At 59.8% G+C, this 26,884-nt stretch carries 21 protein-coding genes; 3 read left to right on the top strand and 18 right to left on the bottom strand.

The annotated features are described in order from the left end of the window. Positions 1 to 180: 180 nt before the first annotated feature. Positions 181 to 879, bottom strand: coding sequence for an ion channel (locus PG5_RS27120; RefSeq protein ID WP_020800278.1), 699 nt, complete (start codon positions 877 to 879; stop codon positions 181 to 183). A gap of 247 nt (positions 880 to 1,126) precedes the next feature. Here PG5_RS27120 and PG5_RS27125 point away from each other — a divergent pair, with 247 nt between their 5' ends. Then, a complete protein-coding gene (locus PG5_RS27125) occupies positions 1,127 to 2,260 on the top strand; it encodes an aminotransferase class V-fold PLP-dependent enzyme (protein WP_020800279.1) in 1,134 nt (377 codons plus the stop codon). Between the two features lie 488 nt (positions 2,261 to 2,748). Continuing rightward, positions 2,749 to 3,492 (top strand): SPOR domain-containing protein, encoded by a 744-nt coding sequence (locus tag PG5_RS27130; protein ID WP_020800280.1) that lies wholly within the window; start codon positions 2,749 to 2,751, stop codon positions 3,490 to 3,492. A 354-nt stretch (positions 3,493 to 3,846) separates the two neighbouring features. On the opposite strand, the gene PG5_RS27135 is transcribed toward PG5_RS27130, so the two are convergent. Together PG5_RS27135 and PG5_RS27140 are read right to left on the bottom strand one after the other, a co-directional pair. Continuing rightward, positions 3,847 to 4,701: an AraC family transcriptional regulator gene (locus PG5_RS27135; protein ID WP_020800282.1), complete on the bottom strand. Its 855-nt coding sequence runs from the start codon at positions 4,699 to 4,701 to the stop codon at positions 3,847 to 3,849. Between the two features lie 189 nt (positions 4,702 to 4,890). Further along, on the bottom strand, positions 4,891 to 5,862 hold the full coding sequence (locus PG5_RS27140; protein ID WP_020800283.1) for an XdhC family protein: 972 nt from the start codon (positions 5,860 to 5,862) through the stop codon (positions 4,891 to 4,893). Between the two features lie 90 nt (positions 5,863 to 5,952). Here PG5_RS27140 and PG5_RS27145 point away from each other — a divergent pair, with 90 nt between their 5' ends. Further along, positions 5,953 to 6,732 carry an alpha/beta fold hydrolase gene (locus PG5_RS27145; RefSeq protein ID WP_042955794.1) on the top strand — a complete coding sequence of 260 codons (780 nt, stop codon included), beginning with the start codon at positions 5,953 to 5,955 and terminating at the stop codon, positions 6,730 to 6,732. A gap of 16 nt (positions 6,733 to 6,748) precedes the next feature. On the opposite strand, the gene PG5_RS27150 is transcribed toward PG5_RS27145, so the two are convergent. The 15 genes from PG5_RS27150 to PG5_RS27220 form a co-directional block, all read right to left on the bottom strand. After that, positions 6,749 to 7,372 carry a UbiX family flavin prenyltransferase gene (locus PG5_RS27150; protein WP_020800285.1) on the bottom strand — a complete coding sequence of 208 codons (624 nt, stop codon included), beginning with the start codon at positions 7,370 to 7,372 and terminating at the stop codon, positions 6,749 to 6,751. Continuing rightward, on the bottom strand, positions 7,353 to 8,309 hold the full coding sequence (locus PG5_RS27155; RefSeq protein WP_020800286.1) for a LysR family transcriptional regulator: 957 nt from the start codon (positions 8,307 to 8,309) through the stop codon (positions 7,353 to 7,355). The genes PG5_RS27150 and PG5_RS27155 overlap by 20 nt, the downstream gene beginning before the upstream one ends. A 20-nt stretch (positions 8,310 to 8,329) precedes the next feature. After that, positions 8,330 to 9,772, bottom strand: coding sequence for an aldehyde dehydrogenase family protein (locus PG5_RS27160; protein WP_020800287.1), 1,443 nt, complete (start codon positions 9,770 to 9,772; stop codon positions 8,330 to 8,332). Positions 9,773 to 9,786: 14 nt separating this feature from the next. After that, positions 9,787 to 10,545 (bottom strand): SDR family NAD(P)-dependent oxidoreductase, encoded by a 759-nt coding sequence (locus PG5_RS27165; protein ID WP_020800288.1) that lies wholly within the window; start codon positions 10,543 to 10,545, stop codon positions 9,787 to 9,789. Between the two features lie 11 nt (positions 10,546 to 10,556). Continuing rightward, a complete protein-coding gene (locus PG5_RS27170) occupies positions 10,557 to 11,906 on the bottom strand; it encodes an MFS transporter (RefSeq protein ID WP_020800289.1) in 1,350 nt (449 codons plus the stop codon). 78 nt (positions 11,907 to 11,984) lie between these two features. Next, complete coding sequence (locus PG5_RS27175; protein WP_020800290.1) at positions 11,985 to 13,418, bottom strand: UbiD family decarboxylase; 1,434 nt, start codon at positions 13,416 to 13,418, stop codon at positions 11,985 to 11,987. Positions 13,419 to 13,492: 74 nt separating this feature from the next. After that, positions 13,493 to 14,911 carry a sodium:solute symporter family protein gene (locus PG5_RS27180; RefSeq protein WP_020800291.1) on the bottom strand — a complete coding sequence of 473 codons (1,419 nt, stop codon included), beginning with the start codon at positions 14,909 to 14,911 and terminating at the stop codon, positions 13,493 to 13,495. 195 nt (positions 14,912 to 15,106) lie between these two features. After that, a complete protein-coding gene (locus PG5_RS27185; RefSeq protein WP_020800292.1) occupies positions 15,107 to 15,910 on the bottom strand; it encodes an enoyl-CoA hydratase/isomerase family protein in 804 nt (267 codons plus the stop codon). 19 nt (positions 15,911 to 15,929) lie between these two features. Beyond that, entirely contained in the window at positions 15,930 to 17,468 is a 1,539-nt protein-coding gene (locus tag PG5_RS27190) for an AMP-binding protein (protein ID WP_020800293.1), read from the bottom strand. 5 nt (positions 17,469 to 17,473) lie between these two features. Next, positions 17,474 to 17,974, bottom strand: a complete 501-nt coding sequence (locus PG5_RS27195) for a (2Fe-2S)-binding protein (RefSeq protein ID WP_008060977.1) — start codon at positions 17,972 to 17,974, stop codon at positions 17,474 to 17,476. Between the two features lies 1 nt (position 17,975). Next, a complete protein-coding gene (locus tag PG5_RS27200) occupies positions 17,976 to 18,782 on the bottom strand; it encodes a xanthine dehydrogenase family protein subunit M (RefSeq protein WP_020800294.1) in 807 nt (268 codons plus the stop codon). Beyond that, positions 18,779 to 21,775, bottom strand: coding sequence for a molybdopterin cofactor-binding domain-containing protein (locus PG5_RS27205; RefSeq protein ID WP_020800295.1), 2,997 nt, complete (start codon positions 21,773 to 21,775; stop codon positions 18,779 to 18,781). Before PG5_RS27205 ends, PG5_RS27200 begins: the two co-directional genes overlap by 4 nt. Positions 21,776 to 21,908: 133 nt before the next feature. After that, positions 21,909 to 24,149: a bifunctional diguanylate cyclase/phosphodiesterase gene (locus PG5_RS27210; protein WP_020800296.1), complete on the bottom strand. Its 2,241-nt coding sequence runs from the start codon at positions 24,147 to 24,149 to the stop codon at positions 21,909 to 21,911. Between the two features lie 292 nt (positions 24,150 to 24,441). Next, complete coding sequence (locus PG5_RS27215; RefSeq protein ID WP_020800297.1) at positions 24,442 to 24,840, bottom strand: DUF5329 domain-containing protein; 399 nt, start codon at positions 24,838 to 24,840, stop codon at positions 24,442 to 24,444. A 55-nt stretch (positions 24,841 to 24,895) separates the two neighbouring features. Further along, on the bottom strand, positions 24,896 to 26,470 hold the full coding sequence (locus PG5_RS27220; RefSeq protein ID WP_020800298.1) for a phospholipase D family protein: 1,575 nt from the start codon (positions 26,468 to 26,470) through the stop codon (positions 24,896 to 24,898). Positions 26,471 to 26,884 lie beyond the last annotated feature (414 nt).

Here is a 26,884-nt window from a genome sequence, read left to right on the forward strand (position 1 = left end):
GGAACGCAGAGCGTCCCTGGCGGCATTCCTTTGCTGCGCGTGGGAACGATCAAACCCAATCTGTCGCATCGACCGGTTGAATTCACAATCAGGAGCGGCCCTTCGTGACACGCAAAAATCGGCCTTGGCAGTTGGTCGCAGGTGCTAACTGAATAAAATACGACCCAGGCAACGCGAGAGTCACTGGGTCTGGTTCGTCGGATAGAGACCGGCAAGCCGCGCTATCACCACGCCAACGTAGAAGACCCCTGAAAATTCCTCGACCATCACCAGTGAGCGGGCGTGGTTGGTCAACGGGAGCACATCACCGAAACCTGTGGTCGTGAGCGTCGTGAGGCTGAAATAGATCAGTTTGAAAAAAGTGCCGGGCTGTTCGAAGTCGAGGTGCGCAGGGCCGAATGAGCCAGCGCTGGAGATCTCGACCAGGGCATAGACGAAGGACCAGACGAAGGCCAGCATGATGTAACCCGCCAGCGCGCCATGCAGCTTGTCGGCTGTGATGGGGCCGCGCTTGAGGATATAGCGAAGCACTCCTGTGAACGAGACAGCAAGAGACGCCGCAAACACTATCCCGGCAACGAAAAGAATCGCGATACTTCCAGCCCACAACGCCGACCATTGAAGACCAACCCCAAGCAACGCCAGGCCCAGTTTGAGGATGAACCCCCGCCGCGTCTGCCTGGTGGCGAAAGCGCCCACGAGCAGCACGATTGAAAACAGAGTGCCGAGCAACGTGCGAGCAACTATGCCGTCCTCAAGAAAGGGAAACAGGAGGATCAATCCTAGTAGGAGCAGCAATAGATAGGTACAGGGTCCTCGCCCTATCACCATCTGACCTAAATCCTCGTCGGATTCGCCTTTATCTTGCGGATTCGTCATAGATGTTTCCCATGGACCGAAGCAACGCTCGAGACCTGTCGCTGCACGGTGGACAATCTGACCTGGCTTTTGGAGGGCCGACAGTGAAATTCTAGTCGCGAATGCCTGTGAGAGGCGTCAGCCTGACAGCTATGGGTTGATGCCTGCGGCTCGACAGAACTCGCCATTCAATCCCGGCAATCTTGTCATTTGCCAAGGCTTAGGGCAGGGTCGATACCAATGACATCTCTGCCAAAGGAGTCACTTCATGTCAAAGCTATATCCCAGTATCGATCCTGAGGGGCTGGTCGAGTACTCAGTGGTCTACACCGACCGCTCGCTCAACCACATGTCGCAGTCGTTTCAAGGCGTGATGAAGAACATTTCCAAGACCCTGAAACAGGTCTACAACGCCCAGGCTGTTGCGGTGGTCCCGGGCAGCGGCACATTCGGCATGGAGGCGGTGGCGCGACAGTTTGCCACCGACCAGCAGTGCCTGGTGATACGCAATGGCTGGTTCAGTTATCGCTGGAGCCAGATCCTTGAGATGGGCAACATCCCGGCAGCCACCACGGTGCTGAAAGCCCGACCGGTCGAGACGGGTCGCCAGGCTGCCTACGCCCCACCCCCTCTGGACGAAGTGCTGGCAGCCATTGCGGCGCAAAAGCCGCAGATTGTCTTCGCCCCCCACGTCGAAACCTCATCCGGGATTATCCTGCCCGACGACTACCTGCGGGCCGTCGGCGACGCCGTGCACGCGGTGGGTGGCCTATTCGTGCTGGACTGCATCGCCTCTGGCACGCTTTGGGTCGATATGCACAAATGCGCCGTCGACCTGCTGATCAGCGCACCGCAGAAAGGCTGGAGCGCGTCCCCTTGCTGCGCCCTGGTGATGTTCAGTTCCCTGGCCCTCGAGCGCATCGAGCAAACGCAAAGCAGCAGCTTCGCCTGCGACCTGAAAAAGTGGCTGCAGATCATGCAGGCCTACGAACAGGGCGGACATGCCTACCACGCGACCATGCCCTGCGATTCCCTGGCGCGATTCAACGAAGTGATGAAAGAGACGCAAGCCTACGGTTTCGACAAGGTCCGCGACGAACAACAGGCGCTGGGCGATCGGGTGCGCGCCATGCTGACCGGCAAAGGCATCAAGAGCGTGGCCGCAGCCGGCTTCCAGGCCCCTGGCGTCGTGGTGAGCTACACCGATGATGCCGACATCAAGAGCGGCAGGAAATTTGCCAACCACGGCCTGCAGATCGCCGCCGGAGTGCCGTTGCAATGCGACGAGCCGGCCGACTTCCAGACCTTCCGCATCGGCCTGTTCGGGCTCGAAAAGCTGAACAATATCGAGCGCACGGTCAATATCCTCGAGCAAGCACTGGACGAAGTGATCGTTAACTAAGCCCTCGCCTTGCCTGCAGCATTTACCGGTTTTGTGAATGCCAGGCAGTCATCCTGCCCTGGGCCCTGCCGGCCCAGGGCGTTGATCTTTGACCAATATGACCCTGTAACCCTGTGACCCTGGGCAGAAATCGGCCAGGAGCAGATTAATCTCGAGAAGCGTTACTTGCCGCTGGCGTCGAGATAAAAGGTGGCCGAGAGCAGGCACTTTGGTCACGACTTCATCTTAAAAACAAGTGTTTTAATGGATCACCCTGACATCCATCTGATACGGTTTATTTTCGACCCCCTGAGCCGTTTTTCATTAAGCAACAGTCTATAAAGTGCAAGCCCGATATACTTTAAAACAACAAAAAGCAGCCAAATGATTTTGGCGCTTGGGCACACTGACGCGCTCAAGAACTTAATTATCCAGGACCAACAATTGAACCCTGTTTCATCAGAAACAAATGGGAAAACTTACTATTCACCCAATGTGGAGAGAGTGCCGTGCGAAAGCTTGGCTTGGGCTTCCTGGTCACTGGCGTTTTTGGGCAACTATCAGTATTCCTATGGACCTACACGTCCACAGGACCCACTTGTCAAAATAACGTCGACAATTCCTACATCCAGCAAAAAGTGACAAAGCTCGAACAACTACTCGATGAAACCAGTCATAAAGTGGCGAAAGAGCTCAGTACAAAACAGTTCGATGAGCTCGCCCCCATTGCGAAAAACGGATTCGATATACCCGATTCAACGGAGGCTGACGCCTTACAGCCGTTGTTCGAAAAACCAGCCGAATCACCCGTACTTACGCTGCCTTCATTGCCCACACCGTCTCACAAATGGACGATTGTGCTCAGCGGCCTGATTACGTTTACCGGCCTGCTCCTGGCACTCTTCGCCCGCAAAAAAACGTTTGACCCGCAATGGCATGTCTTTCGCACCGTGCCAGGATCGCTGATCACGCTGGAACGACCGTGCTTGACTTGCGGCGGCTATATTTCCCACGCTGAAAAACCTGCCTTGGCCACGTCTTCATCCGGCCTGTGGGTGATTGAAATTGCGTTGAACACACCCAGCCGACATCGCGCCAAAGAAGCCATTCAACAGCTGGAGTTGCCGGTAGCGCGTAAAGAACACAACTTTGTAGTCATCGGCCCTTATAAACAGAAGCAGGACGCGGCCCGAGTCATGAAAGAGCTGAGTGAACATCATGGTGTGAGAGGATGGATGATGGCGGGAAATTGACAGCATTCTATTTAGCGCCTCATCGACCTCGAACAATCGGCTACTTATTTCAGGGCACAAGCGAGCATCGCAAAGGACGGTAGAGCCGAACTCGCCCGTGAAGAACTTCCTGACCGCCCATTACAAATTCAATTTGAACTCAGCGAGTCGAACTCCTGACTCGCTGAAAACTGCGAACACTCAGAATAAAACTTGAGTTGCAGCATGAAGAACACATAAATGAGATTGATGACATCCCGAATGAGTGGCAGACCCAATAACGCCTGCAACTATCCAAGCTACTAATCCTCAATATTAAAACCCAACTTCATCGCCGGAAAGATTACCCAAAATACCCACCACCCTCCTCCCGGTTCAAACCGGCGCGTAACAATCCACTACACGCCGATACTGGCTGGGAGAAGCACCAATATGCTGACGGAAAAACCGTGTGAAATGACCTTGCTCGGAGAACCCGAGATTCTCCGACAACAGGCCCAATGTTCCACTGCGCTCACGCTCAAGCCAGGCAAAAGCCCGGCGCATGCGCGCGTCGTTAAGCAGCAGCGTCGGTGTCATGCCGGTATCTTTCTTGAACAGCGCAAAGAAGTGCGCCCGGGACAGACCACAAGCCCGCGCGGCGTTGTCGATCGGGTTCGGATCTTCGAGGTGCTCAAGCAACCAGGCGGTGCCACGGCGCACGCGCGCGTCCCGGAACTCACCCGAGTTTGGCGCCCCTAGTTGCGACAAATGCCGCCAGCTGGAAAAGTCCTCGATCAGTTCGATTAGGAAGTCGAACAGCATGAATTCCAGGCGCTCTTTCGGCACGATCCCGCAGCCATGCGCTTCAGCGACCAGGATGTCGGCCAAGGTGCGATTACGGCTCGACAGCTCGATGCACGACTGGGCAAAAAAGTCCGGCCGACCACTTAGCGCCAACGATTGCTGGGCAGTGGCCAGCCAGGCGGGCTCGATGTAGAGCGCCAGGATCAAGGTGGCACCGGCCCCCGGCTGCGGATCGTAGAAATGCGGCTCCCAGGCGTTGACCAGTACCGCGGTGCGATCGCTGAGCGGAACCCGCCGACCGTTGACGTTGAAGTAAGTGTCCTCGCCCGACACTTTGACCAGCACATGGCATTCGGAATGGGTATGGGTGACCAGCGAATGATCCATATTCAGCAAGGCAACCCGCCCAAACCTGCCGTGGAAAACCCGTTGGGCTATCGACATCAGATTCCTCCGCTCGCTTGAAGCGATATCGTTATTGACCACAATGCAGGATCATCGCGGCATCTACCTGTTTGCGGACCCAGGCGATCACGAAAGGGTTCAGCAGCACCTGGCTGGCCACTATCGCCCGCGAATGACCGAGCGTCTACCTCGACTTTCGCAGCCCCCTCGTTCGTCGGAAAAACCGCCCTATAAGGCATGGCGTTCTTTGCCGTGATAAACGCGCAGGATATCGGCCACAACCGCCAGGGCAATTTCCGCCGGGGCCTTGCTGCCCAGATCGAGCCCGATGGGCATGTGCAAACGGGCGATCTGTTCATCCGTCAGACCACCGATGCGCTTGAGCCGCTCGGCGCGCTTGGCCGAGGTTGCCTGGGACCCCATTGCGCCGATGTAGAACGCCGGGGTGTGCACCGCTTCCATCAGCGCCAGATCATCGATTCGCGGATCGTGGGTCAGCGCCACCACCGCGGTCGCCGCGTGGCAACCTCCCGCGGCAATGAACATCGAGGGCAGCACGCGCTGCATCTCCACGCCTTCGAGCTGGACATGCAGCATCTCTTCCCGGGGGTCGCAGGCGATGACTTCGCAGCCGATGGCGCGGGCGAAACTGGCGCAGACTTCCGCGACCGGCGAGAGCCCTGCCAGAATCAGTCGCAAGGCCGGTCCAACGCTGATACGCACCCTTTCGTCGACGACTTGTACCCGTTCGCTGCCGTGTCCGGTGTCCGGGTCCAGGCGTAAGGCGCCGCTGCTCAGCTCGATGTGACGCAGCAGGCGTCGCTGACCCAGTAACGCCGCTTGCAGACTCTCCAGGTGTGCGATCCATTCGAGACTGGCAGCGCGGTGCTCGACCAGCACGATCAGCACACCCCCACAGGGCAATCGTAGACGGTGGCGTTGCTCGACGCTGTCGCCATAACTGACGATCTGCGCCGGTTCGCGTAATTCACCACGCGTCAGGCTTTCGAGAAACGCCTCTTCGACGCAGCCACCCGACAGCGAGCCGACGTGTTCACCTGCACCATTGGTCACCAGCATCGCACCCGGCGCACGCGGCGCCGAGCCATAGGTGGAGAGCACCGTGCACAGCCACTGGGCCTGTCCGGACCGTGCCCATTGCAGTGCCTGGTCGATCACCTGAACATCGAGATGGCGCATGTTTTCAGTACCTCAAGTAATGCGGGGTGCTGCATGCAGGGTTACGTTTACGGTAACCTGCGAGCAATCCTGTTCAATTGTTGGTTCAACATGTCGCCACAACAATTTTTGCAACTTGGGCCAGTGCAGCTGGAATATCGCCATCTGCCTGGGGCTGACCCATCGCGACCGACGCTGGTGCTGTTGCACGAAGGCCTGGGCAGCGCCAGCCAATGGAAAGACTTTCCCCTGCGCCTGGCCCAGGCGAGCGGTTGCGGTGTGGTCACTTACAGCCGTCAGGGTTATGGGCAATCGAGCCCGGTGACCCTGCCGCGTCCGCTGGACTACCTGAGCAGCGATGGCCCTCGTGAACTGCGGCAATTGCTCGATGCCTTGCAACTGCCGCAAGTGGTCTTGCTCGGTCACAGTGACGGTGCATCCATTGTCCTCGCCTATGCCGCCGCCAACGATCCGCGCGTGTTGGGCAGCATCGCACTGGCGCCTCACGTGATTGTCGAGGCGCAGAGCCTCGATGGTATTCGCCACACCACTGAGGTCTGGCACCAGGGCGAATTGCGCGAACGCCTGGCACGCCACCACGGGACCAATGTCGACGGCGCTTTTCACGGTTGGAGCGACAGTTGGTTGCACCCGGACTTTTCCCTGGTCGATCTCGAAGCGCAGTTGGCTTGTATCGAAAAGCCGCTGCTGGTCATTCAAGGTCGCGAAGACCACTACGCCACACCCGAGCAACTGGTGGTCATCGAGCGACAGGTGCCTGGGCCGTGCCGTTGTGTGTTGCTGGATAACTGCCGACACTTTCCCCAGACCGAAGCAACCGAGCGGACCTTGCAGCTGATCTGCGAATTCCTGGAGCGCCTCCCCGCCTGAATGCACCGAGCGTGACTTAATCATCGACCACCTCATCCAGCGTTGCTACGCGCTCCGGCAGTTCGCGCCAGCGACGCACGACCCCCAGTTCGATATCGAACATGTCCAGCACCCTTCCTACAGTGTGATCGACCATGTCTTCCAGGCTGGTCGGCCTGGCATAGAACGCTGGCACTGGCGGAGCGATCACTGCGCCGAGTTCAGATAACTCGGTCATGCTACGCAGGTGATTGCGGTGCAATGGCGTCTCGCGAACCATCAACACCAGGCGCCGGCGCTCCTTGAGCACCACGTCGGCGGCGCGGGTCAGCAGTGTCGAGGTCACGCCGCTGGCGATCTCCGACAAGCTGCGTATCGAACATGGCGCGATGATCATGCCCATGGTCTTGAACGAGCCGCTGGCAATGGCCGCGCCGATGTCTTGATTGACGTAGCTGACGTCAGCAAGGGTCTTGAGCCGAGACCAGGACATCTCGGTTTCATGGGCCAAAGTAATCAGCGCTGACTTGCTGACCACCAAATGGGTTTCAATCGGCGTGTCGCGCAACAGCTCCAGCAGACGCACGCCATAAACGGCGCCAGAGGCACCGGAAATTCCTACGATCAGCCGCTGCGGCCGGCTACTTCCCGGAGCGCCCATGGTCGCCCTCCTCTATCGGACCTTCTTTGTAGAAATGGATGGTGTCGAGCGCGGTGGTCATGGTTTTGCCGATCATCTCGATGAACAACATTGCCGCCGGGGTCAGTGGTCGACGCGCGTCGTGCACACACACCATGCGCCGGCTGATCCCGGGTGCGGCCAGCGGATAGGCGCGCAACGCGCCTTCGTGCAATCCGCGATGCAGGACGGTTGCCGGCAGCACGCTGACCCAGTCGCTGCGACGCAAGAAGTCCTCGATGACCGCCAGATCATCCACCTCCAACTGCGGGGTGACTTCAACGCCTTGGGCGGCAAGGTGTTGGTCGATCACCCTGCGCAACCCGTGACGACGCGAGGGCAGCACCAGTTTGAACCCCGCCAGACTGGTCAACGGCAATGGCAGCGCTCCGCTGAGGCGATTGGCTGCACCGGTGGCGACCAGTAATTCCTCATCGAAGATGTCGTGGCCGATCAGGTGCTCATACTGGAAGCTTTGGTTGATGACCGCGAAATCCAGCATGCCGGTCAGGACCTTCGCGATCAGTTCCTGGCTGTAGCCCGAGGTGACGCAAAGTTCGACCTGCTGGTGATGCTCGACAAAATGCGCCAGGGTACTGGCCAACGCATTGTTGGCGGCAGACGCGATCAGCCCGGCGCTGATGCGACCGCCAATCTGACCGCTACGGTCGATCAGAGTCTGACGCGCCGCCAGCAGCTGGCCAAGGATCGGCATGAACAAGCGATAAGCCTGATCTCCGGCCTCGGTCGGCGCCATGCCTTTGGAGCTGCGCTCGAACAACGTCTGCCCGAGTTCTTCCTCAAGCCTGGCGATCTGCATCGACAACGCCGGTTGCACGATATTCAAGCGCTGCGCCGCCCGGGTGACGGAACCCTCCTCGTAGAGGCAGGTAAAATACTTCAGATGGCGCAGCTCCATGATCACCCCCGCGTTCGCGCTCAACCAAGCGTGCCGACGTTCTGATAAATGTGTTTGAGCTCGCTGAAATCCAGCAGCGCATCGACGCCATGCAAGCGCCCCAGACCGCTCTTTCGGTAGCCACCGGTTTCCGCCTCGGCGAACAATTTGTTGTGGTCGTTGAGCCACACCGTACCGTTGCGCAGTGCCCGAGCGACACGCCAGGCGCGAGCGCCCTGTTCAGTCCAGACACTCGCGGACAGACCGAACTCGGTATGGTTGGCGCGCGCTACAGCCTCTGTTTCGTCTTCGAAGGACTCCAGCACCAGCAACGGGCCAAAAATTTCTTCCTGGCAAAAGAATGCGCTGCTGTCGCGATGGGCGATCAACGACGGCGCGAGAAATGCGCCTTTGCTGAGTTCACCGTGCGGGCGACCTCCGGTCAGCAGCACTTCGTCACAGCTGTCCAGCGCCTCGCCAATGCGCCGCTCAACGCTGTCCCGGGATTGCCAGTCGATCAGCGGTCCCATGTTCTTCGCTGGATCGAGGCCATTACCCAGGCGGATCTGCCCCAGTGCGGCGCTCAGCGCGGTTTTCATTTCGGCAAAACGGCTGGCATGCACCAGCACGCGCCGGGCGGCAGTGCACTGCTGGCCAGAGATAATGGTGGCCGCCGCTGCCAGTTTCGGCGCGATGGCGGCAATATCGGCATCTTCAAAGACCAGGCAGCAAGATTTCCCGCCCAGTTCCAGCGAGAGCTTCTTCATAGTCGCCGCGCAGTCGCGCATGATGCGCTGGCCTGTCGCTGTCGAGCCGGTGAAGCTGAGCACGTCCACCCGTGGCGAAGCCACCAGATGCGCTGCCCCGGCATGCCCGCTCTCGGCAAATAGATTGACCGCCCCGGCCGGCAGGCCTGGCAATGCGAACAGTGGCTCGAGCATCGCCGCATTGAACAGCGCGGTTTGCGGCGCGGGTTTGATCACCACTGTGCAACCCGCCGCGATCGCTGGCGCCAGAGCACGAACCAGCAGCACCGCCGGGGCATTCCATGGAATGATCAGCCCGGCCACCCCGGCGGGTTCGCGCAGCATGCTGGAGAACTCGCCGGGCGCCACCTCGAGCATGTGCCCCGGGTTGTGCCGGGCCAGGCCGGCATAATAAAGAATCTCGGAAATCGCCCCGCCGATCTCCCCTCGGGACTGCGCCAATGCCTTGCCGTTCTCGCGGGTCAGCAATTGCGCGAGTTGCTCCTGACGCGCCTTCAGGGCGGCAGCCCACTCCAGCAATAGCTGCTGACGCAGGCGTGGATTCTGCGCCCATTGCGGGTTGTTGAAGGCTCGGGCAGCCGCTGCCACCGCTGCTTCAGCTTCGGCCTCGCCGCCGTCGGCAAAGCACCCGATCAGTTCGCCGTTTGCCGGGTCGAGACTGTCGGTCCAACGATCCGCTGAGGTCCATTGTCCATCGATGAAGTGTTGGCTTTGCATGAATCCTCCTTCAATCAATGGGTCACCGAACCGCCGTCGACCACAAGGGTCTGGCCGCTCATGAAATCACTGTCGGTGCAGGACAGAAACAGCAGCGCGCCGATCAGATCCTGTGGCACTGCTTCGCGTTTGATGCAGCGGCTGGCAATGTTGTTGCGCACAATATCCCCGGCCCAGGCGGCATTGGCCTGGACGTTGGCGCTCATGGTCAGGCCGGGCGCCAGGCAGTTGCAGCGGATGCCGGCGTCGCCGACTTCTCGCGCTATCGAGCGTGTCAGGGCAATCACCGCGCCCTTCGACGCGACATAAGCCGCCATCATCGGCGCGCCTTTGAAGGCCGTCGCCGAGGCAATGTTGACGATCTTGCCGTAGCCCTGACGGCGCATCACCGGCATAACCGCCTTCGCGCACTCGAAGGAACCGCGCACATTGACCGCCATGATCCGATCCCATTCCGCCGAGCTGGTCTGCTCGAACGGTTTGAGCTCCAGGGTGGCGAACAACGCGGCGTTGTTGATCAGCACGTGCACACCGCTGAACTGCTCAACGGCTTCCTCGACCATCGCTTGCACGGCAGCACCGTCGGTCACGTCACAAGCGATCGCCAGGGCCGTACCGCCCTTGTTGCGGATCGCGGCAGCGGTTTCGTCAGGCGCGTTCAAATCGCAAAGCACCACCGTCGCACCCTCGGCCGCCAAGGCCTGGGCATAAGTGGCACCGATGCCTTGCGCGGCACCGGTAATGATCGCGACTTTTCCATTCAATCTGCTCATTGCGTTTTCCTTTACTTGAAGTTGCCTTGGGTTTCCGGAATCACCACGCTGCCGATCAGGTAGATCACCGACAGGCCGGCGGCGAAAATCGCCAGCACCATCGGGATCTGCGCGGGACTGCTGCTGAACAGGGACACAAAGGTCGGCATGGTGCCACCGAGGGCGAAACCGATGTTCCAGGACAATCCTGTTCCGCTGGCGCGCAGCTCGGTGCTGAAGCGTTCGTTGAGGAAGATCAGGATCGGCGCGATGATTGCCCCGCCCATGAAGGCGATGCCCACGCAATACAGCGCAGTGCGGGTCAGCGAACCCGGCTCGGCGACACCGAGGAACATCATCGGCAAGCTCACCAGGTTAATCACACCCAGTAGCATGAAGGTCTTCTTGCGACCGATCAGGTCACTCAGGTAACCGAAGGCCAGTGCTCCGACAATGGTTGCCACCGACCCGTACATGAGCATCTGCGAAGTTTGCGTATGGGGCACTTTGGCGACCACGTTGAGCAAGGTCGGCAGATAACCGCAGGCCAGGTAATACGTTGCTCCGCCGCCGAATGTAATCAGCAGATTGACCAGCATCACGCTGCGGTACTCGCGACCAAACAGACGCTTGAGCGGCGACACGACCACTACCTCCGGCCCCTTGGTCTTGCGCGCTTGTTGCAGTTGCTGCCAGACCGGGGTTTCTTCCAGATAGCGGAACATCACCAGCCCGAAAAACGTGCTGAGCAGCCCGCAGAAGAACATGAAGCGCCAGCCCCAGACGTCAAATTCATCCCCGGGGAAAATTTCCGACAACACCAGGTAAGTGAACGACGCCAACAGCGCGCCCATGCCGGCACCGGCACCACCGATCAACCCGGACATCAGGCCGCGATAGCGCGGCGAGATGGATTCGGTGCCGATGGTGTGAGTGGAGGCCACGATGCCGCCAACGAAAATGCCCTGAATCACCCGCAATAGCAGAAACAGTATCGGGGCCAATATGCCGGCCTGATGAATGGTCGGCAGCGCGCCAAACAGTGCCGTGGAAATACCGACGCCAACCATCGACACCATCAACGCTCGCTTGCGGCCGTGCTTGTCGGCATACGCGCCGAAGATTGCCGAACCCAGGGGGCGCACCAGCAGGGCCACGGCGAATGAGGCGTATACCGCGGCCAGCGACAGTGTCGGGGTGTCCGAGGGGAAAAACATGCGGCCGATGATCGGCGCCACGTAGAGCAGAATGAACAGGTCAAACAAATCCAGCGCCCAGCCGAATGTCGAGGCAAATGCCGCCAGTAAGGCCTTGCCCGGTGGAATCTGCGGTGTATCGATAGCGGCGCTGGTTGGCGATGCAGTTGTTGTTGTCGTGGTCATGGTTGCCTCACGCAAGACGTGTCTTGAGTTGGTTGGAACTATCGGAAACAGGCCGCCGAACTCCAGCGGCCACCGGGTTCAATCGTGCATCTGGAGCACGCGCTGCCAGTCCTGCGGGGCCGCGTGCGCCAACTTGTCGAGTTCGACTTCCTGTTGGCCTGGCACCTGGATTCGTTTGAAGCGCATTGTCGGTGCCGACAGCGGCACCGTGGCGTCGTAGCCCATCTTCGAGCCAACACCGTCACGGGTGGACGGGTCGAGCTTCGAGCCCTGGGATTCGTGGATCAGCACCAGGTCGCGATCGGCCTGGAAGCGGGTGGCAATCGCCCACTCGACTTCGGTGGGGTCATGAATGTCCACATCCAGATCCACCACGGTGACATGCTTGATGTCGTAGTGACCGCCCAGCGCACCGAGGATGACGTTCTTGCCCTCACCCTCGGAGCGTTTGTCGATCTGCACATAAAGGTGATAACGACACACTCCGCCCTTGCTCAGATGCACGTCACGCACGCACGGAAAGCTGCGGCGCAAGTGCGCGAGCATGGTCGCTTCGCGCGGGATGCCGCCGAGCAGCAAGTGCTCCAGGCCGCCGCCGACGATGGTGTGAAAAATCGGGTTGTGACGATGGGTCACGGCGTCGACTTCGATCACATGGCGCTCGGCGCGCTCGCCGTAGTACTGCGGAAACTCGCCAAACGGCCCTTCCATTTCCCGCGCCTTGGCCAGCAACCGGCCTTCGATGACGATCTCGGCATCGGCAGGCACGCGAATCTGGTTGGTGACACAGCGCGTCACCGCCAGCGGCCGGCCATGCAGCGCACCGGCAATTTCCAGTTCGTCGTGATCGATCGGCACGATGGCCTGGGACGCCAGCAAGGTCAGCGGATCAGCGCCAATGACCACCGCCACGTCCAGATCCTCTCCCAGCGCCTCGACTTCCTGAAAGAAGGCCAGCGCATGGCGTGGCAGCAGCAGTGCGCCCAGGCGATTTGGGCTGCTCACTTGCAAGCGGTGAATCGAAACGTTCTGTACCCCGGTGCGCGGGTTTCGGGTAATCAGCAGGCCAGCGGTGATGTAAGGGCCGCTGTCGTGCTCGTTGTGGGTGGGAATTGGCAGCAGTTTGTTCAGGTCGATCTCGCGATGCACCACTTGCTGACAAGCTGCATCGCCGACTTCGCGCCACGGCAGCGGATTGAGGCTGGCGGCTTCGAAACGCGCCAACACTTCAGCGGACTCCACGCCCATGGCTTCGGCCATCCACTGCCGGTCGGACAGCAGGCCGGACACCACCGCAATCGAGTGGCCGCCAGGCTGGGGAAACAGTGAAGCGCTCTTGCCGTCCAGGCGATTGGCAATCGCTGCAACGCCGAAACGCAGGTCCACGCCGGGGCGTATCATTGCCAAGCGCTGCTGGCGCTGCAAATGGTCGAGCCAACCACGCAGGCTGGCGCCTGCTGGCAGGTCCCCGGCCATGTCGGCTTCGGGGGTGGAAAGAGTCACAGGCTGCATGGCCTTACCTCGTCATTATTGTTCTGGTGGCATGCCCGGTCACCCGACGGCACGCCCGTTGAAATCGCTGGGGTTCAGCTTCCGGTTGCGCTCGCACCGATGGGTTTGGCGCTGTCGGCTCGCTCGGGCTTGCCACCCCGCAGCAAGTGGCTCAGGGTCATGATCACGAGTGGCGTGGCCAGTGCGATGTAGGCGTTGTCGATGCCGTAGGGATTGCCCGTCAGGAACCAGCCGATGGTGATGATCAGTGACGCGATGATGCTGATGAACGCACCCTGCCGCGTGCCGAATGTCGGCGCGTAAAACACCATCAGCACCAGTACCGCGAGTGAGGCACGCAAGGCCTTGGCGAGGAAAGTCACCACCAGAACGTCGGAGGCGTACAGCGCCAGCGTGATGGGCAGCAGGCCGGCGATGATGGTCGCGGTCCGGGCAAAATTGAGGTTCTTGCGATCATCACGTTGTGGGTTGAAGAACGGTTGATAGAAGTCCTTGAGCAACAACGTGGCGATGCCCATGGTGAGCGCGGCCATGGTGCCGAACAGCGCCCCGGCCAGTCCCGCAACGACGATCCCGGCCATCCATTCGTGCATGTGCCCGAGGATTTGCGGAAAGGCCTGCAACGAGGGAATCTGCGGAAACAGCACCGCACTGCACATCCCCACCATCGCGGCGATCAGGCCGTAGGGAATCAACATCAAGGCACAGTAGAAACTCGCGTGCTGGGCCTTGCGCCCGTCGCTGACGGTATTCACCGCCTGCACCACGTACTGGGTGGCGAACGTCGCGCCGATACCGGCCACCAGCCAGGCGAAAATCTTCGGCCAACCGACGTTACCGACTTCGAACATCGGCGCTGGCAGTCGCGCCACCAACTCGCCCATGCCGCCGACCTGGCTCAAGGCAAAACCCAAGGCGAGGATGATCCCGGCGTACATCATCAATGCGTGCAAGACGTTGGTATAGATCACTGAGCGCATGCCACCGATGCCGACGTACAGCACCGAAACAATACCGACGATGATGATCGCCGACGTCCGCTCGATGCCCAGCAAGGTCGCCAGCACTGCCCCGCCGCTGGCATAGATCGAGACCGCAACGATCGATAGCGCGCAGATCATGATCACTGACGTGGCAAAGCGTACCGGCTCGCCGTAAGTGCGGGCCAGCGCCCCGGAAATGGTGTTCTCGCCGAGGTCCTTGTACTTCTTCGCCAACAGCATGGAGAAGATCACGAAACCGACACCCAGGGCGGCGATGTTCCAGGCAGCGGAAATGCCATAGGTGTAACCCGCCTGGGCCGTACCAATGCTTGCAGTAGTGCCAATGAACTCGGACATCATCAGAAAACCGATCAACACCGCCGGGAAGTCCTTGCCTCCGGTGGTGAAGTTTTTCGCACTTTGTGTAGAGCGTCGAACCCAGAAACTGATCAACGCCAAGACCACCATGTAGGCGGCGACGATGGTTAGTACCAGCCAGCTAGAAGCCATAAGTGGAACTCCGATTTTTATATTTATTGGACGGATTTCGGTGCAGCCGATCTCACCCTAAGAGCCCCGCAACAGGTTTTCCATTAACGAATATTGATGCGCCCTATCAGTTTCAGTGAAGGGGCGGCAGGCCCTGCTCCATAGGGGGGGCACACCGTTGCCGACGCACTCCCGGGCCTGCTCGCCGGCACACATTTATTCGCCGGTGAACACGGCCGCACGCTTGCTGTGAAACGCTTCGACGCCTTCCTTGAAGTCCTTGGAGCTACGCAAGCGGCTGTAGCAGTGACCTTCCATTTCGATCGCGACGGTCAGCGGTGCATCTTCGTTGTCGTTGATCAGTTTTTTTGCCGTGCGCTGAGCCAGCGGCGAGAAGCGACGCAGCTCATCGACCAAGGCATCGACGGTGCTTTCCAGTTCGGTGTCCGGCACGACCTCGGTAGCGATACCCCAGGCATAGGCCTGGTCGCCCGTGATGCGTTTGGCGCGCATCACCATGTGCTTGGTACGGGTGATGCCAATGATTTTCTGCAGGCGTGCGGAGCCACCCGAGCCCGGGATCTGCCCCAGGTTCTGCTCAGGCAAGGCGTAGCGCGTGGTTTGCGACGCAATGCGGAAATCGCAGGCCAGGGACAGTTCGAAACCGACGCCGAAGGTGTAACCACGGTTGGCCACGATCACCGGTTTTTCGCAACGTGCCGGTGCCGCGACGTTCCAGGCCAGCTTGGAAACGTGCTCTGGCGACGCTTCAAGAAAACCCTTGATGTCGCCGCCGCTGGAGAAGTGTTCACCCACCGAGCGCAGCACGATGACGCGCACGTCCTTGTGTGCATCGAGGGCTTCAAAGACCAGGCGCAGCTGATCGCGCTGCCCCATGGAAATGACGTTCAACGGCGCCCGGTTGAGGATGATGTCGGCGCGCTCGCGGGACACATCGACTTCTACCTGGAAGCCATCGAATTGAGTCTCGAGAAATTGCTGGATCGATTGTTGTTGCATGGGAGTGTCCTCTGGATGATTAGCTGATGGCCTTCAAGGCCTGTTCCTGGAATTGGGCCAGCAGCACGCGCCGCAGCACCTTGCCAACGGGAGATTTTGGAATCTGGTCGATGAACTGGTAACGCCGTGGCCGCTTGAATTTGGCCAGGCCCGAAGCAATGCAATGGGCATCGAGGTCGCATTCCGAGACTTCGGCGCGCAGCTTGATGAACGCGGCAATGATCTTGCCCCACTGCTCGTCGGGCAGGCCGACCACCACCACTTCTTCCACTGCCGGGTGCAGGGAGAGCATGTTTTCGATTTCCGCCGGGCTGACGTTTTCGCCGCCGGTGATGATCAAGTCATCGACCCGACCCGTAACGAACAGATCGCCCTCCAGATCGAAGTAGCCGATGTCACCGGTGAAATACCATCCGTCACGCAACGCCTTGGCGGTCGCTTCGGGGCGGTTGAGGTAGCCTTCGAACGCCTCGTCACTCGCCAGGTCGGCGATGATCTGGCCCTCCTCCAACGGATTGGCCTGCACGTCTGCCGTTTCTGCATCGAGCGGCACCACGCGCACTCGCTGGTTCATTGCACTACGCCCTGACGAACCGGGTTTGCGGCTGGCTTGCTGGTCGATGGTGAAGGTGTAGATTTCCGAGCTGCCGTAATGATTGACGAACAATTGCGGCTGGAACGCCGCCTCGACGCGACGCATCAAGCCGTCGCTCATCGGCGCACCGGCAAAGCCGATTTTCTCCACGCTGGCGACTCGCTCGCGGGCGAAGGCCGGGTGTTCGATGAGCATGTGGTAGAGCGTCGGCACCAGGTACAGGTTGCTGACTTTTTCCCGCTCGATGGCCTGCAGCGTGGCTTCGACGTCGAACTTCGGCACACAGACAAAATGTCCGTCGATCAGCGCCATGGACAACAACGAACGCACGCCCATCGTGTGATAAAGCGGCATGACTCCCAGCGTGCACTCGCTCTGGCGATAGAGGTTCTGCGCTACGTGGGCAACCGCCGCGGCGCGTTCGCAACGGTGGCGACGCAGCACGCCCTTGGGCTTGCTGGTGGTGCCGGAGGTGTACAGCAGCAGTGAAAAGTCTTCGGCGTTGGCCTGCAGAATGATTGCCGCAGGCGTCTGCGAACACAGTTCCTCGAAACTCAGGTCGGAGTCGGCGGCACGCAGACCGGCGGCGATCCGTGGCAGCCTTGTGGCGGCGCTGCAACCGGCTACGGCGGCCACGGTCGCGTCGTCGTAGGCCAACGCGCGGATTTGCGCATCTTCGATGCAGTAGCCCAGCTCATCGGCAGTCGAACGCCAGTTCAACGGGGTCATGACGACGCCCGCAAACTGACAGGCCCAATGCAGGGTCGCCATTTGCCAGCGGTTCTGCATCGCTACCAGCATTCGGTCGCCGCGTTGCAGCCCCAGGCGTTGCAGGCCCCTGGCTGCGCTCTGGATATCGACGAACCAGTCTTCATAGGTTTTCTTCAATGCACCGTCACTGACCGCCACGGCGTGCGGTCGGCGTTCAACGGCTGCGAGGAAGCTGCGTCCGAGATCGAACATTTTTGTTATACCCCTTTGTTCGTTTGGCGCTGGGCGGCGACTTCGAGCACGGCCTGGACGATGCCGGTGTAGCCCGTGCAGCGACATAGATGCCCCGAAAGCATGTCGCGTACCTGGGTCTCGTCCGGGTTGGGTACCCGTTCGAGGAAATCCACGCAGGACATGAGAATGCCCGCAGTGCAAAAGCCGCACTGCAAGGCGTGATGACGGCGAAAAGCTTGTTGCAGGTCGCTCAGTGTGTCGTCGTCGGCCAGGGACTCGACGGTCTCGATACGCCGCTCGTGCCCCTGAACCGCGAGCATCAGGCAGGAACGCATGGCGACTCCGTCCACCAGCACCGTGCAGGCACCGCAGACACCGTGTTCGCATCCAACATGGACACCCGTGGCACCGAGGTCGTGGCGCAGGAAATCGCAGAGTTGGGTGCGCGGCTCGGCCAGCGCTTCGCGGGAGCGGCCGTTGAGTTCCAGGCGAATCGGAAAGGTTTGGTCGGCAGTTACACGCATGTCAGGCTCCTTCGATCAGCTGATGACCCAGCTCGCGAATCAGTTGGCGGCGATAGGCAGCACTGGCCTGCACGTCGTCTTGTGCATCGAGCGACCAGGCGGTTTGATTGAGCGCGTCGGGCAGCGCCGCACCACGTGGCAGACTGCGACGTTGCGGACGGTCGGCGACCCCGCCGATGCCGAGTTCGACCTGGTCCGTGCCGATGGCCGCGGCCAGGGAAACAATGGCGAAGTCACCGTGGCGCATGGCGATTTCACGGAAGCGATAGGTGATGCCTTCGCGCTTGAGCGGAAAGCGCACCTCGACGACCAGTTCATCCGCACGCTTGTCGGTGGTGAGAATGCCCTGGAAGAAGTCGGCAGCCTTGACGATGCGCTTGCCTTTTTTCGACTCCAGGACGATCTCGCCGCCCAGCGTCACCAGGCACAGCGGCAACTCGGCGCTGGGGTCGGCGTGAGCCACCGAACCGCAGACGGTGCCGCGATTACGCGTCTGGAAGTGACCGATCCAGGGCATTGCCAGTGCCAATAAAGGCACCTCGTCCATCAGGGTCGAACGCGCCAGCAACTGCGCCTGTCGTACCCCGGCACCGACCGCCAGGCAATCCTTGCGCAGTTCGATATAGGCCAGGTCAGCCACATGATTGATATCGATCAGCAACTTGGGTTGAGCCAGGCGCATGTTCAGCACTGCCATCAGCGATTGGCCACCGGCAATGATGCGAGCTTCCTGGCCGTACTCGGCGAGCAACTCAACCACCTGACGACGGGTGTCAGCCCGAACGTAATCGAAAGCCGCCGGTTTCATTGCGCACCTCCCTTGCCAAACAGCGCGCCGAGCGAGGCACGCAGCCGCGCCCACCAACCGGTGGAGATGGCTTGGCCGCTGACCCGTTGCGACAGGCGAGTAAATATTTGTCCGATGATCACTTTCGAGGCCCCTTGCAACATTCGGCCGCCGACTGCGGCGACTTTGCCGCTGACCGCCACCTGGTATTGGTACTCCAGACGTGTGTGGCCATTTTCCAGTTCAACGAAACGCACCTGGGCCTGGCCTTGGGCCGATCCCATGGAGCTGCTGCCGGATCCCGACAGACGCAACGAATGCGGCGGGTCCAGATCACTCAGGGCAACCTTGGCCTCGAAGCGCGCGCGGATCATGCCGACGCCGACGGTGACGTCTGCGCGGTAACGGTTTTCGCCTTCGAGCACGAGGTCGTGGCAACCGGGAATGATCGCTGCCAGCGTCTGCGGGTCGAGCAAGGTATCGAACACCTGTTGCGGCGAGGCAGGAATCACCACCGAGTCGTTGGCCCGCAGTGCCGGTCCACCGGCGGCTGCGTCGAGGTTGTCATCGACTTCCATACCGGCGGGCCGTGGCGGTTCGTCGATGCCAATGAGCGTGCGTACTTTCGATGGCGTCAGTGGCAGACGGATGTCCGAGCGACCGAGAGCGTCGGCCACCGCGTTGGCGATGCACACCGGCGTGCTCATATTGTTGCCCTCGCCTACCCCCTTGGCGCCCAATGGGGTAAATGGCGATGGCGTTTCCATGTGCAGGATCACCGGTTCGATCACTTCCGGTGCGGTCGGCACCAGGTAATCGGCGAAGGTCCCGGAGAGGAAGCTGCCGTCCTCGCCATAGGCGAACTCTTCCATCAGCGCCGCGCCGAGGCCCTGGGTGAAGCCACCACGAATCTGGCCATCGACCAGTGCCGGGTTGAGCAGGCGGCCGGCGTCATGGCAGGTGACGTAGCGATCGATGTGGATCTCGCCGGTCATGCGGTCGATTTCCAGGCCACAGATGTCGAAGACAAAGCCGTAGCACAGTGAGCTATTGACCTGATCCTGGTCGTCCGGCGCCACCAGTTGCGGCGGGCTCCAGAAGGCGGTTTCGCGCAGGCCGCCGCTTTCACCCTCCGGCAGCAGGCCCGGCGACCAGTGGGTCGCACCGGCAATCCGATGGAATGGCGCCACCGCCCCGCCATTGACCACAAAAATCTTGCCACCGGCGAAACGAATATCTTCGGGGCTGGCCTGCAATTGCTCGGCGGCAATCGCGGCGAGGCGATCGCGGATCTTCAGCGCGGCCTTGTAGACGGCACCGGCCACAGCGCCGGCGAAGCGGCTGGAATAGTTGCCCGAGGCAATCGACCAGGCGTCCTTCTGGGTATCCAGTTCGACGTTGACCACGATGGATTCCAGCGCCACCCCCAGCACTTCGGCGACGACCTGAGCGACAGTGGTTTGATGGCCCTGCCCCTGCGGTGCCGAGGACACGTGCACACTGACGTCACCCAATGGGCCGACGTTGATGGTTGCGGTGGCGACAGCACCGTTTTTCGGACCGGCCTTGCGCCGCTCTTCGGGTGTCATCGCGGTAGTGATGTAGCCCATGTTGGAAATCGAGGGTTCGATCACGGCGGCATAACCAATGCCATAGATTCGGCCTTCGGCACGGGCCTGATCACGACGCTTGAGCAACTCGTCGAGTCCTCCGTCGGCCGCCGCCAAGGCAATGCCTGCCTGGTAATTGCCGGAGTCGAGCAACGCACCGGCGGCCGCGCGATAAGGGAAGGCATCGGCCGGCACCAGGTTACGGCGGATCACATCCAACGGATCGAGCTGCAACTGCACGGCGATGTGTTGCAGCAGCCGCTCCAGGGCGAAATACACCTGCGGGCCACCGAAACCACGGTTCAGGCCGGAAGGGGTTTTGTTGGTCAACACCACTCGGTTGCGCACTTGCAAATTGCGGATCGCGTAGGCCCCCGTGAGGTTGCCGTGCATACGGTAGAAAGTCGCCGGTTCAGGCGCTCTCAGGTAGGCACCACAGTCGTCGATCTGGTCATAACGCAACGCGGTGATACGGCCATCGGCTTCTACCGCCGCTTCAATCTCGGTCACCCGATTGGTCGCAGAAGAAGCCCCTTGAAGATGTTCCAGACGGTCCTCGACCCACTTCACCGGTGCGCCGACTTTGCGTGACGCCAGGCCCATCATCACGACGTAAGGGAACACGCCTTGCTTGATGCCAAAGCTGCCGCCGGAATCTTTCGGTGTGCGCAAACGCAAGCGGTTGCCAGGCACATTCAGTGCCCGGGCCATGACCGTGTGCAACGCATAGGGGCCCTGGAAATTGGCCAGCACGTCATAGATGCCAGTGGCGCGCTCGTACTGAGCCAGCACCACATAGCATTCAATGGGTGTGCAGGAACTGCGCGGAAACTTCACTTTGAGCGAGACCTTGTGCGGCGCCTGCTCGAACGCCTGTTCCGGCTCGCCATAGCGAAAGTGCCGTTCGTTGACCACGTTGCTGCCGACCGCTTCGTGCAGGATCGGCGCCTGTTCGGCGGTGGCCAGTTCAGGATCGATGATCGGCGACAGCCGCTCGTATTCAACGCGCACACCTTCGATGGCGTCCTCCGCCAGATAGCGGCTCTCAGCGATCACCACGGCCACCGGCTCTCCGACATAACGCACCTTGTCGACGGCGACGCACCAGTGCTCCATCGGCTGACGTACACCTACCGGGAAAGGCAGCGCCCAGCGTTTGACGTCTTCGCCGACCAGCACGCCGTGCACGCCTTTCATCAGCAGCGCTTTGGAGAAGTCCACCGAGATGATCCGTGCATGAGCGTGGGGAGAACGGATGATCGCCGCGTGTAGCGTTCCCGGAGGAATGGCAGCGTCATCGGCATAGCAGCCGAGGCCGCGCAACAATGCGGCGTCCTCGACCCGGGCCTGGCGGGCGCCGATGTGGCCGGTCTGGCTTTCGGTAGCAGGTTGGAAACTAGTCATTTTTTCGCGGCTCTTGTTGTTTTGCAGCGCGATAGCGTTAGAGCCGAGTGTGTGAGAAAGGCGCAGGGAGCGCCTTGCCTGGGGAGAGGGAGTTCTGCGCTGGGGTCTGAAAATTTGCCTTAGCGTCTGATTTTCAGCTTGGGACCCGACAGAACTGCCGGTCGGGGGATGGGGAAGCGGAATGGCTCAGGAAAGCTTCGATTTCTGCATAGGGCATCGGTTTGGCAAAGTGATACCCCTGAAGAACATCGCAGCGACTGCCCTTCAGGAAATCCACCTGGAACGCAGTTTCCACGCCTTCGGCGACCACCGTCAGGCTGAGGTGATGGGCCATGGAAATAATGCCTTGGGTGATCGCTGCATCGTGATGGTCGGTGGCGATTTCCTGGATAAACGAACGGTCAATCTTGATCTTGTCGATGGGCAAACGCTTGAGGTAGCTGAGGCTGGAAAAACCGGTGCCGAAATCATCCAGCGCAAGGCGCACCCCCAACGCCCTGAGCCGGTGCAACGTCTCGATCGCCTGTTCAGCGTTATGCAACAGAATCGACTCGGTGATCTCCAGCTCCAGCTGCTCACGCCCCAGACCATATTTCTCCAGGGCGGCTTGGACACACTGGACGAAATTGCCACGCTGAAAATGCATCGGCGAAATATTCACCGCCATCGAGATGCCCGTGATGCCCTGCTCGCTTAGCTGGCGCAGCTGCGCGCAGGCCGTATCGAGCACCCAAAGGCTCAGCGGGATGATCTGACCACTGTCCTCTGCCACCGGCACAAAAACCGCGGGTGAGATAAATCCTTTTTCCGGATGCTCCCAGCGCAGTAACGCTTCGATCCCGACCACCCGTCCCGTGCGCGCGTCTATCTGCGGTTGATAATGCAGCTTGAACGACTGGGTTTCGATAGCCTTTTGCAGGTCATTGCGCAGGCTCGCATGCTCACAAACGCGCTGATTCAGATCGCTGGTGTACCACTGAAAGTTGTTGCGCCCGTGCTGCTTGGCCTTGTACATGGCCATGTCAGCCTGCTGGATCAGCTGCATCGGCTGCTCGATGTAGCCATCGCTCAGGGTGATGCCGACACTTGCACTCACATGCAGGTCAATACCCTGGATGCAGTAGGGTCTGGCAATGCAGGCCATCAAGCGCTCGGCCACCGGTACAACGTCCTCATCACGAAGCAGGTCCGGCAGCAGCACGATAAATTCATCACCGCCCATGCGCACGATGGTATCGCCGGGACGAACCTGCTGGGTCATGCGCTGCACCACCTCGATCAGCACCTGATCGCCGAAGTAGTGCCCGATCGAATCGTTGATGGATTTGAATCCATCCAGATCGATGCACATTACCGCCAGACGACGCTTGCGCCGACGACTGATGTGACAATCCAGAATCAGCCGGTCTTCAAGCGAAACACGATTAAGCAAACCGGTCAGCCGGTCATGGCTGGCGTTGAAGCTCAGTTGGCGCTCGTAATGCTTCTGCTCGCTGATGTCCCGGGCTATGCCAAACACCCCGACGATCTCGCCGTTGACCATGATCGGCAGGTTAGAGATGTCCAGGGTCAGCAGTTTTTCACTCTCGTCGAATACCCGTGCCTCGAAACGTTGAGGTTCTCCGGCGCGGGCTGCGGAAAAATGCTGGGAGACCCGTTGCAGGTCTTCTTCGAGCACCAGATGGGAAAAGTGATGGCCAATGAAATCGGTTGCGGTCTGCGGTTTGAGCTTCAGCCCTGCTGGATTCACACTCTGGATGTTGCCGGCCAGATCGAGGGCGAACACCGGGTTGGGGTTGTAGGTGAACAATGAGCGAAAACGTTGTTCGCTGGCCTCCAGGCGCTGGCCGTCACGCTCATGGCGGATCGCAACGACTGCCAATTGGGCTGCAAAGGCCAGTCGTTGAATCTGCGCCTCGTCCGGCGCATTGACGCGGTTCTGGTACAGGGCAAATGTACCCAACACGTTGCCCTGATGGGAGAGCAAAGGCACCGACCAGCAGGAACGCAGGTTATGCCCCAACGCCAGGCTGCGGAAACGCTCCCAGTTTGGGTCCCGGGCGATGTCTTCGGTGACCACCAACTCGCGCCGGAACGCTGCGGTGCCGCAGGTGCCTTCCCGGGGACCAATGGCCATTCCATGAATCGCCTCGCTGTACTCGACCGGCAGGCCGGGCGCCGCGCCGCTCAGCAAGTGTGTGCCCGCGGCATCAGTGAGCAGGATAGAGCAGAAGGTTTCGGGGGCCTGTGCGTCGAGCATCTGGCAAATGGCGCAGAGGATGTCGCCCAGATGATGGTCGGTCGCGATCATGCCGAGAATGTCACGTTGCGACTCGGCAAGTGTCTTGCTGTGAGAGCTAGGACGAGTATTCACGATTGTTCCTGAAGACTCTCGAGGTCGTCCGTCTTCAGAGAGCCTGAAATAGTGGGCGGCCGATCACTGTCCACTAGTGCGTCGGACGCGCACTCTATAGAGCAGCGACTCGCTAAAAAAAGACTCAGATCCAACATAAAAAACCGTATCAGATGACCGCCGTCTGGCTGACTTCGCTTTCTCGACGTGCGGCACTTTCTCGGCCAAGGCGAGGCCGCTGGCGCCAACGCGCACCAAGCGACAGACGGCCGTCCTGCTTACCATCCTGCGATCCTGTGCATTCCTTTGCGACTCAATGAAGTTGCCGTTGCCTCTGTAGTTCCCGCTTCAACCAGATGCTTGCCGGTTCTACACCTTGCGAACATCGAACCTCATAATTGCGTCCACTTATACTGCTTTTAGTGGCTGCAAGATCAATGAAGTCTTCTGCACTGTTCAACATGTTCTTGCCTTCGAGGTAATCCAGCTTCTTCTCCAGGTGCGCCCGAGCGCGGGGACCTGGGTATTCGCTTCCATTGCGCACAAACTGACACTCACTGCGTTCGACAAAATCCAGCAAGGCCTTTATCTCTCGAGTGGTTTGAGGTGTGACTTGAGCCTGCACACCCGTGACGATTGCGACGAGGCTGATACCCGCAGCCATCATCAATTGGCTGATAAGCCGCGCCGTGCCACCTACCCACATCCGCATGATTCATCCTGGTCACGAAAGTAAAATGAAGGGAGTGACCTCCAGTATTTTCTCGCTATAACATTTTCTCCAGCCCGATATTGCTGCTGAGCCACGAACTGAAGCGTCGCCACCACCCCCCCGGCTCAGTGGTCAACGTATGTTGTTTGCCGTCATCCTCGGTGACCCAGACCAGCTGTGTATTTTCCAGCAGGACATGATAACTGAGAGGGGGTGCCATGCCTTCCAGGGCCAGTTCGCGCACCCGTCCGGCGAGTTGCGGGTTATCCACCAACACCCCGACTTCGGTGTTCCACAATAATGAGCGCGAATCGAAGTTGTACGAACCAATGAAAGCTTTCTGCTGGTCGAAAATCATCGCTTTGCTGTGCAGGCTGGAATCGGAACTATTGGAGGATCCGTTGTGAAAAAGGTGTGGTCCGTTGTCGCTGTCTCCATTGTCGCCGGACTGGCGGCGTAATTCGAACAACTGCACACCATGCTTGAGCAAGGTTTTGCGATAAGGGGCATAGCCACCGTGCGCGGCAGGCACATCGGTGGCTTCCAGTGAATTAGTCAGCAAGCTGATCGACACGCCAGCGTCGGCACGACGGGTCAAGTACACCAACCCCGGTTGGCCGGGCACCATGTAGGCAGAAACCAATATCAGCTCCTTGGTGACCCCGTTAAGCTCAGGTGCCAACTGGGTGGTCAACAGCAAGTGCGGGGCTGGTTCGCCCTTCGACAAAACCTTACTCGGTGCATCCCACATCGCCTGGTTCCAGGCCCAGATCAGCTCGCGGCGCCAGACAGGCAGGCGCGGGTGAGTGGTGTAGGTCATCAACTGCTGGTACAGAGCAGGATTCTGTTTACGCGTTTCCTCAAGGGATTCGTCCAGTCGGGTCCGGGTATTTTTCAGGTCCCTGGTTGTTGGCCGGGTCGAGAGAAACTGCTCGATCGGCTTGCTCAGGGCACTGTTCCAGTACTGGTCAAAACTATGACCCAACTGTTCTGCAACCGGGCCGACACTGAGCATGTCGATGTCGGTGAAATTCTTGTTGGGCTCGGCATCGAAATACTCGTCCCCCAAATTGCGCCCTCCGACGATTGCCACGCTGTTGTCCACCACCCACAATTTATTGTGCATGCGCCGGTGTTGCTGCGACAGGTTCAACAGCCGGCCCATTGTTCGCGTCACGACAGTGCTGCGGCCCAAATGCAGTGGATTGAACACGCGGACCTGAATCTGCGGGTGGGCAGCCAGCGTCGCAATGATTCGTTCCAAGTCATCGCTGGTCGTGTCATCGAGCAAAATCCTCACGCGGACTCCCCGGTCGGCGGCGTCGAGCAGCTCGCTCACCAGTATCCGCGTAGTGATACCGTCGTGGACGATGTAATACTGCAAGTCGAGGCTGCTTTGGGCGTTACGGATCAGCTCGGCGCGGGCTGTGAAAGCCTCTGCACTATCGGATAGCAAGCGAAAGCCCGATTGGCCCTGATGGGGGGCTACCTGGGCCTGAATAGAACGACCGAATGCCGAATCTCTCGCAGGCAACGCCTGACTGGGTTCGTGAGGGACATTGAGTGTCGTGCAGCCACCCGATAGCAAGGTGAGTAACAGGAGAGCTGGCAGCGGCTGTTTGATTCTCACGGAACGTACACCGGGTGCTGGCGATCAGGGATGCCGGATCCCGCAGAATGGACAGTGGGTATCCATCAGCATTCGGGTCGTATCGACCTTGCACACTGTTTCTTCGATCTGCAGTGTTGTTTTTGGAGCGTAGTTCATCCGCTGGCAATTGAAGTATTTGCCCCAGGCGAAAAAGATCGCACCGTCAGCAGTCGGTAAGAAAAAAACTGACTGCCAAAGATTATGAAAATGACACCGCGACGCATTTTCGTACTCACTCTCTTCATTCAGAAGCTGGCGTCGAAGCCACAGCAGTGGTTAATCCGATTGCTACTAAGCCTTAGTACTTATCGTGATTAGCTTCGGTGGAAAGTTCCGATACAACAGCAATACTTCACTCTGCTGAAAAAAACCCATTCTAGCGTGGGGCAATAA

Source organism: Pseudomonas sp. G5(2012) (genome assembly GCF_000408945.1).
Taxonomy (GTDB): Bacteria; Pseudomonadota; Gammaproteobacteria; order Pseudomonadales; family Pseudomonadaceae; genus Aquipseudomonas; species Aquipseudomonas umsongensis.

Coding starts and splice junctions, on each gene's coding strand:
- PG5_RS27120 (WP_020800278.1), bottom strand. CDS start 879: ATGACGAATCCGCAAGATAAAGGCGAATCCGACGAGGATTTAGGTCAG.
- PG5_RS27125 (WP_020800279.1), top strand. CDS start 1,127: ATGTCAAAGCTATATCCCAGTATCGATCCTGAGGGGCTGGTCGAGTAC.
- PG5_RS27135 (WP_020800282.1), bottom strand. CDS start 4,701: ATGTCGATAGCCCAACGGGTTTTCCACGGCAGGTTTGGGCGGGTTGCC.
- PG5_RS27140 (WP_020800283.1), bottom strand. CDS start 5,862: ATGCGCCATCTCGATGTTCAGGTGATCGACCAGGCACTGCAATGGGCA.
- PG5_RS27145 (WP_042955794.1), top strand. CDS start 5,953: ATGTCGCCACAACAATTTTTGCAACTTGGGCCAGTGCAGCTGGAATAT.
- PG5_RS27150 (WP_020800285.1), bottom strand. CDS start 7,372: ATGGGCGCTCCGGGAAGTAGCCGGCCGCAGCGGCTGATCGTAGGAATT.
- PG5_RS27155 (WP_020800286.1), bottom strand. CDS start 8,309: ATGGAGCTGCGCCATCTGAAGTATTTTACCTGCCTCTACGAGGAGGGT.
- PG5_RS27160 (WP_020800287.1), bottom strand. CDS start 9,772: ATGCAAAGCCAACACTTCATCGATGGACAATGGACCTCAGCGGATCGT.
- PG5_RS27165 (WP_020800288.1), bottom strand. CDS start 10,545: ATGAGCAGATTGAATGGAAAAGTCGCGATCATTACCGGTGCCGCGCAA.
- PG5_RS27170 (WP_020800289.1), bottom strand. CDS start 11,906: ATGACCACGACAACAACAACTGCATCGCCAACCAGCGCCGCTATCGAT.
- PG5_RS27175 (WP_020800290.1), bottom strand. CDS start 13,418: ATGCAGCCTGTGACTCTTTCCACCCCCGAAGCCGACATGGCCGGGGAC.
- PG5_RS27180 (WP_020800291.1), bottom strand. CDS start 14,911: ATGGCTTCTAGCTGGCTGGTACTAACCATCGTCGCCGCCTACATGGTG.
- PG5_RS27185 (WP_020800292.1), bottom strand. CDS start 15,910: ATGCAACAACAATCGATCCAGCAATTTCTCGAGACTCAATTCGATGGC.
- PG5_RS27190 (WP_020800293.1), bottom strand. CDS start 17,468: ATGTTCGATCTCGGACGCAGCTTCCTCGCAGCCGTTGAACGCCGACCG.
- PG5_RS27195 (WP_008060977.1), bottom strand. CDS start 17,974: ATGCGTGTAACTGCCGACCAAACCTTTCCGATTCGCCTGGAACTCAAC.
- PG5_RS27200 (WP_020800294.1), bottom strand. CDS start 18,782: ATGAAACCGGCGGCTTTCGATTACGTTCGGGCTGACACCCGTCGTCAG.
- PG5_RS27205 (WP_020800295.1), bottom strand. CDS start 21,775: ATGACTAGTTTCCAACCTGCTACCGAAAGCCAGACCGGCCACATCGGC.
- PG5_RS27215 (WP_020800297.1), bottom strand. CDS start 24,840: ATGCGGATGTGGGTAGGTGGCACGGCGCGGCTTATCAGCCAATTGATG.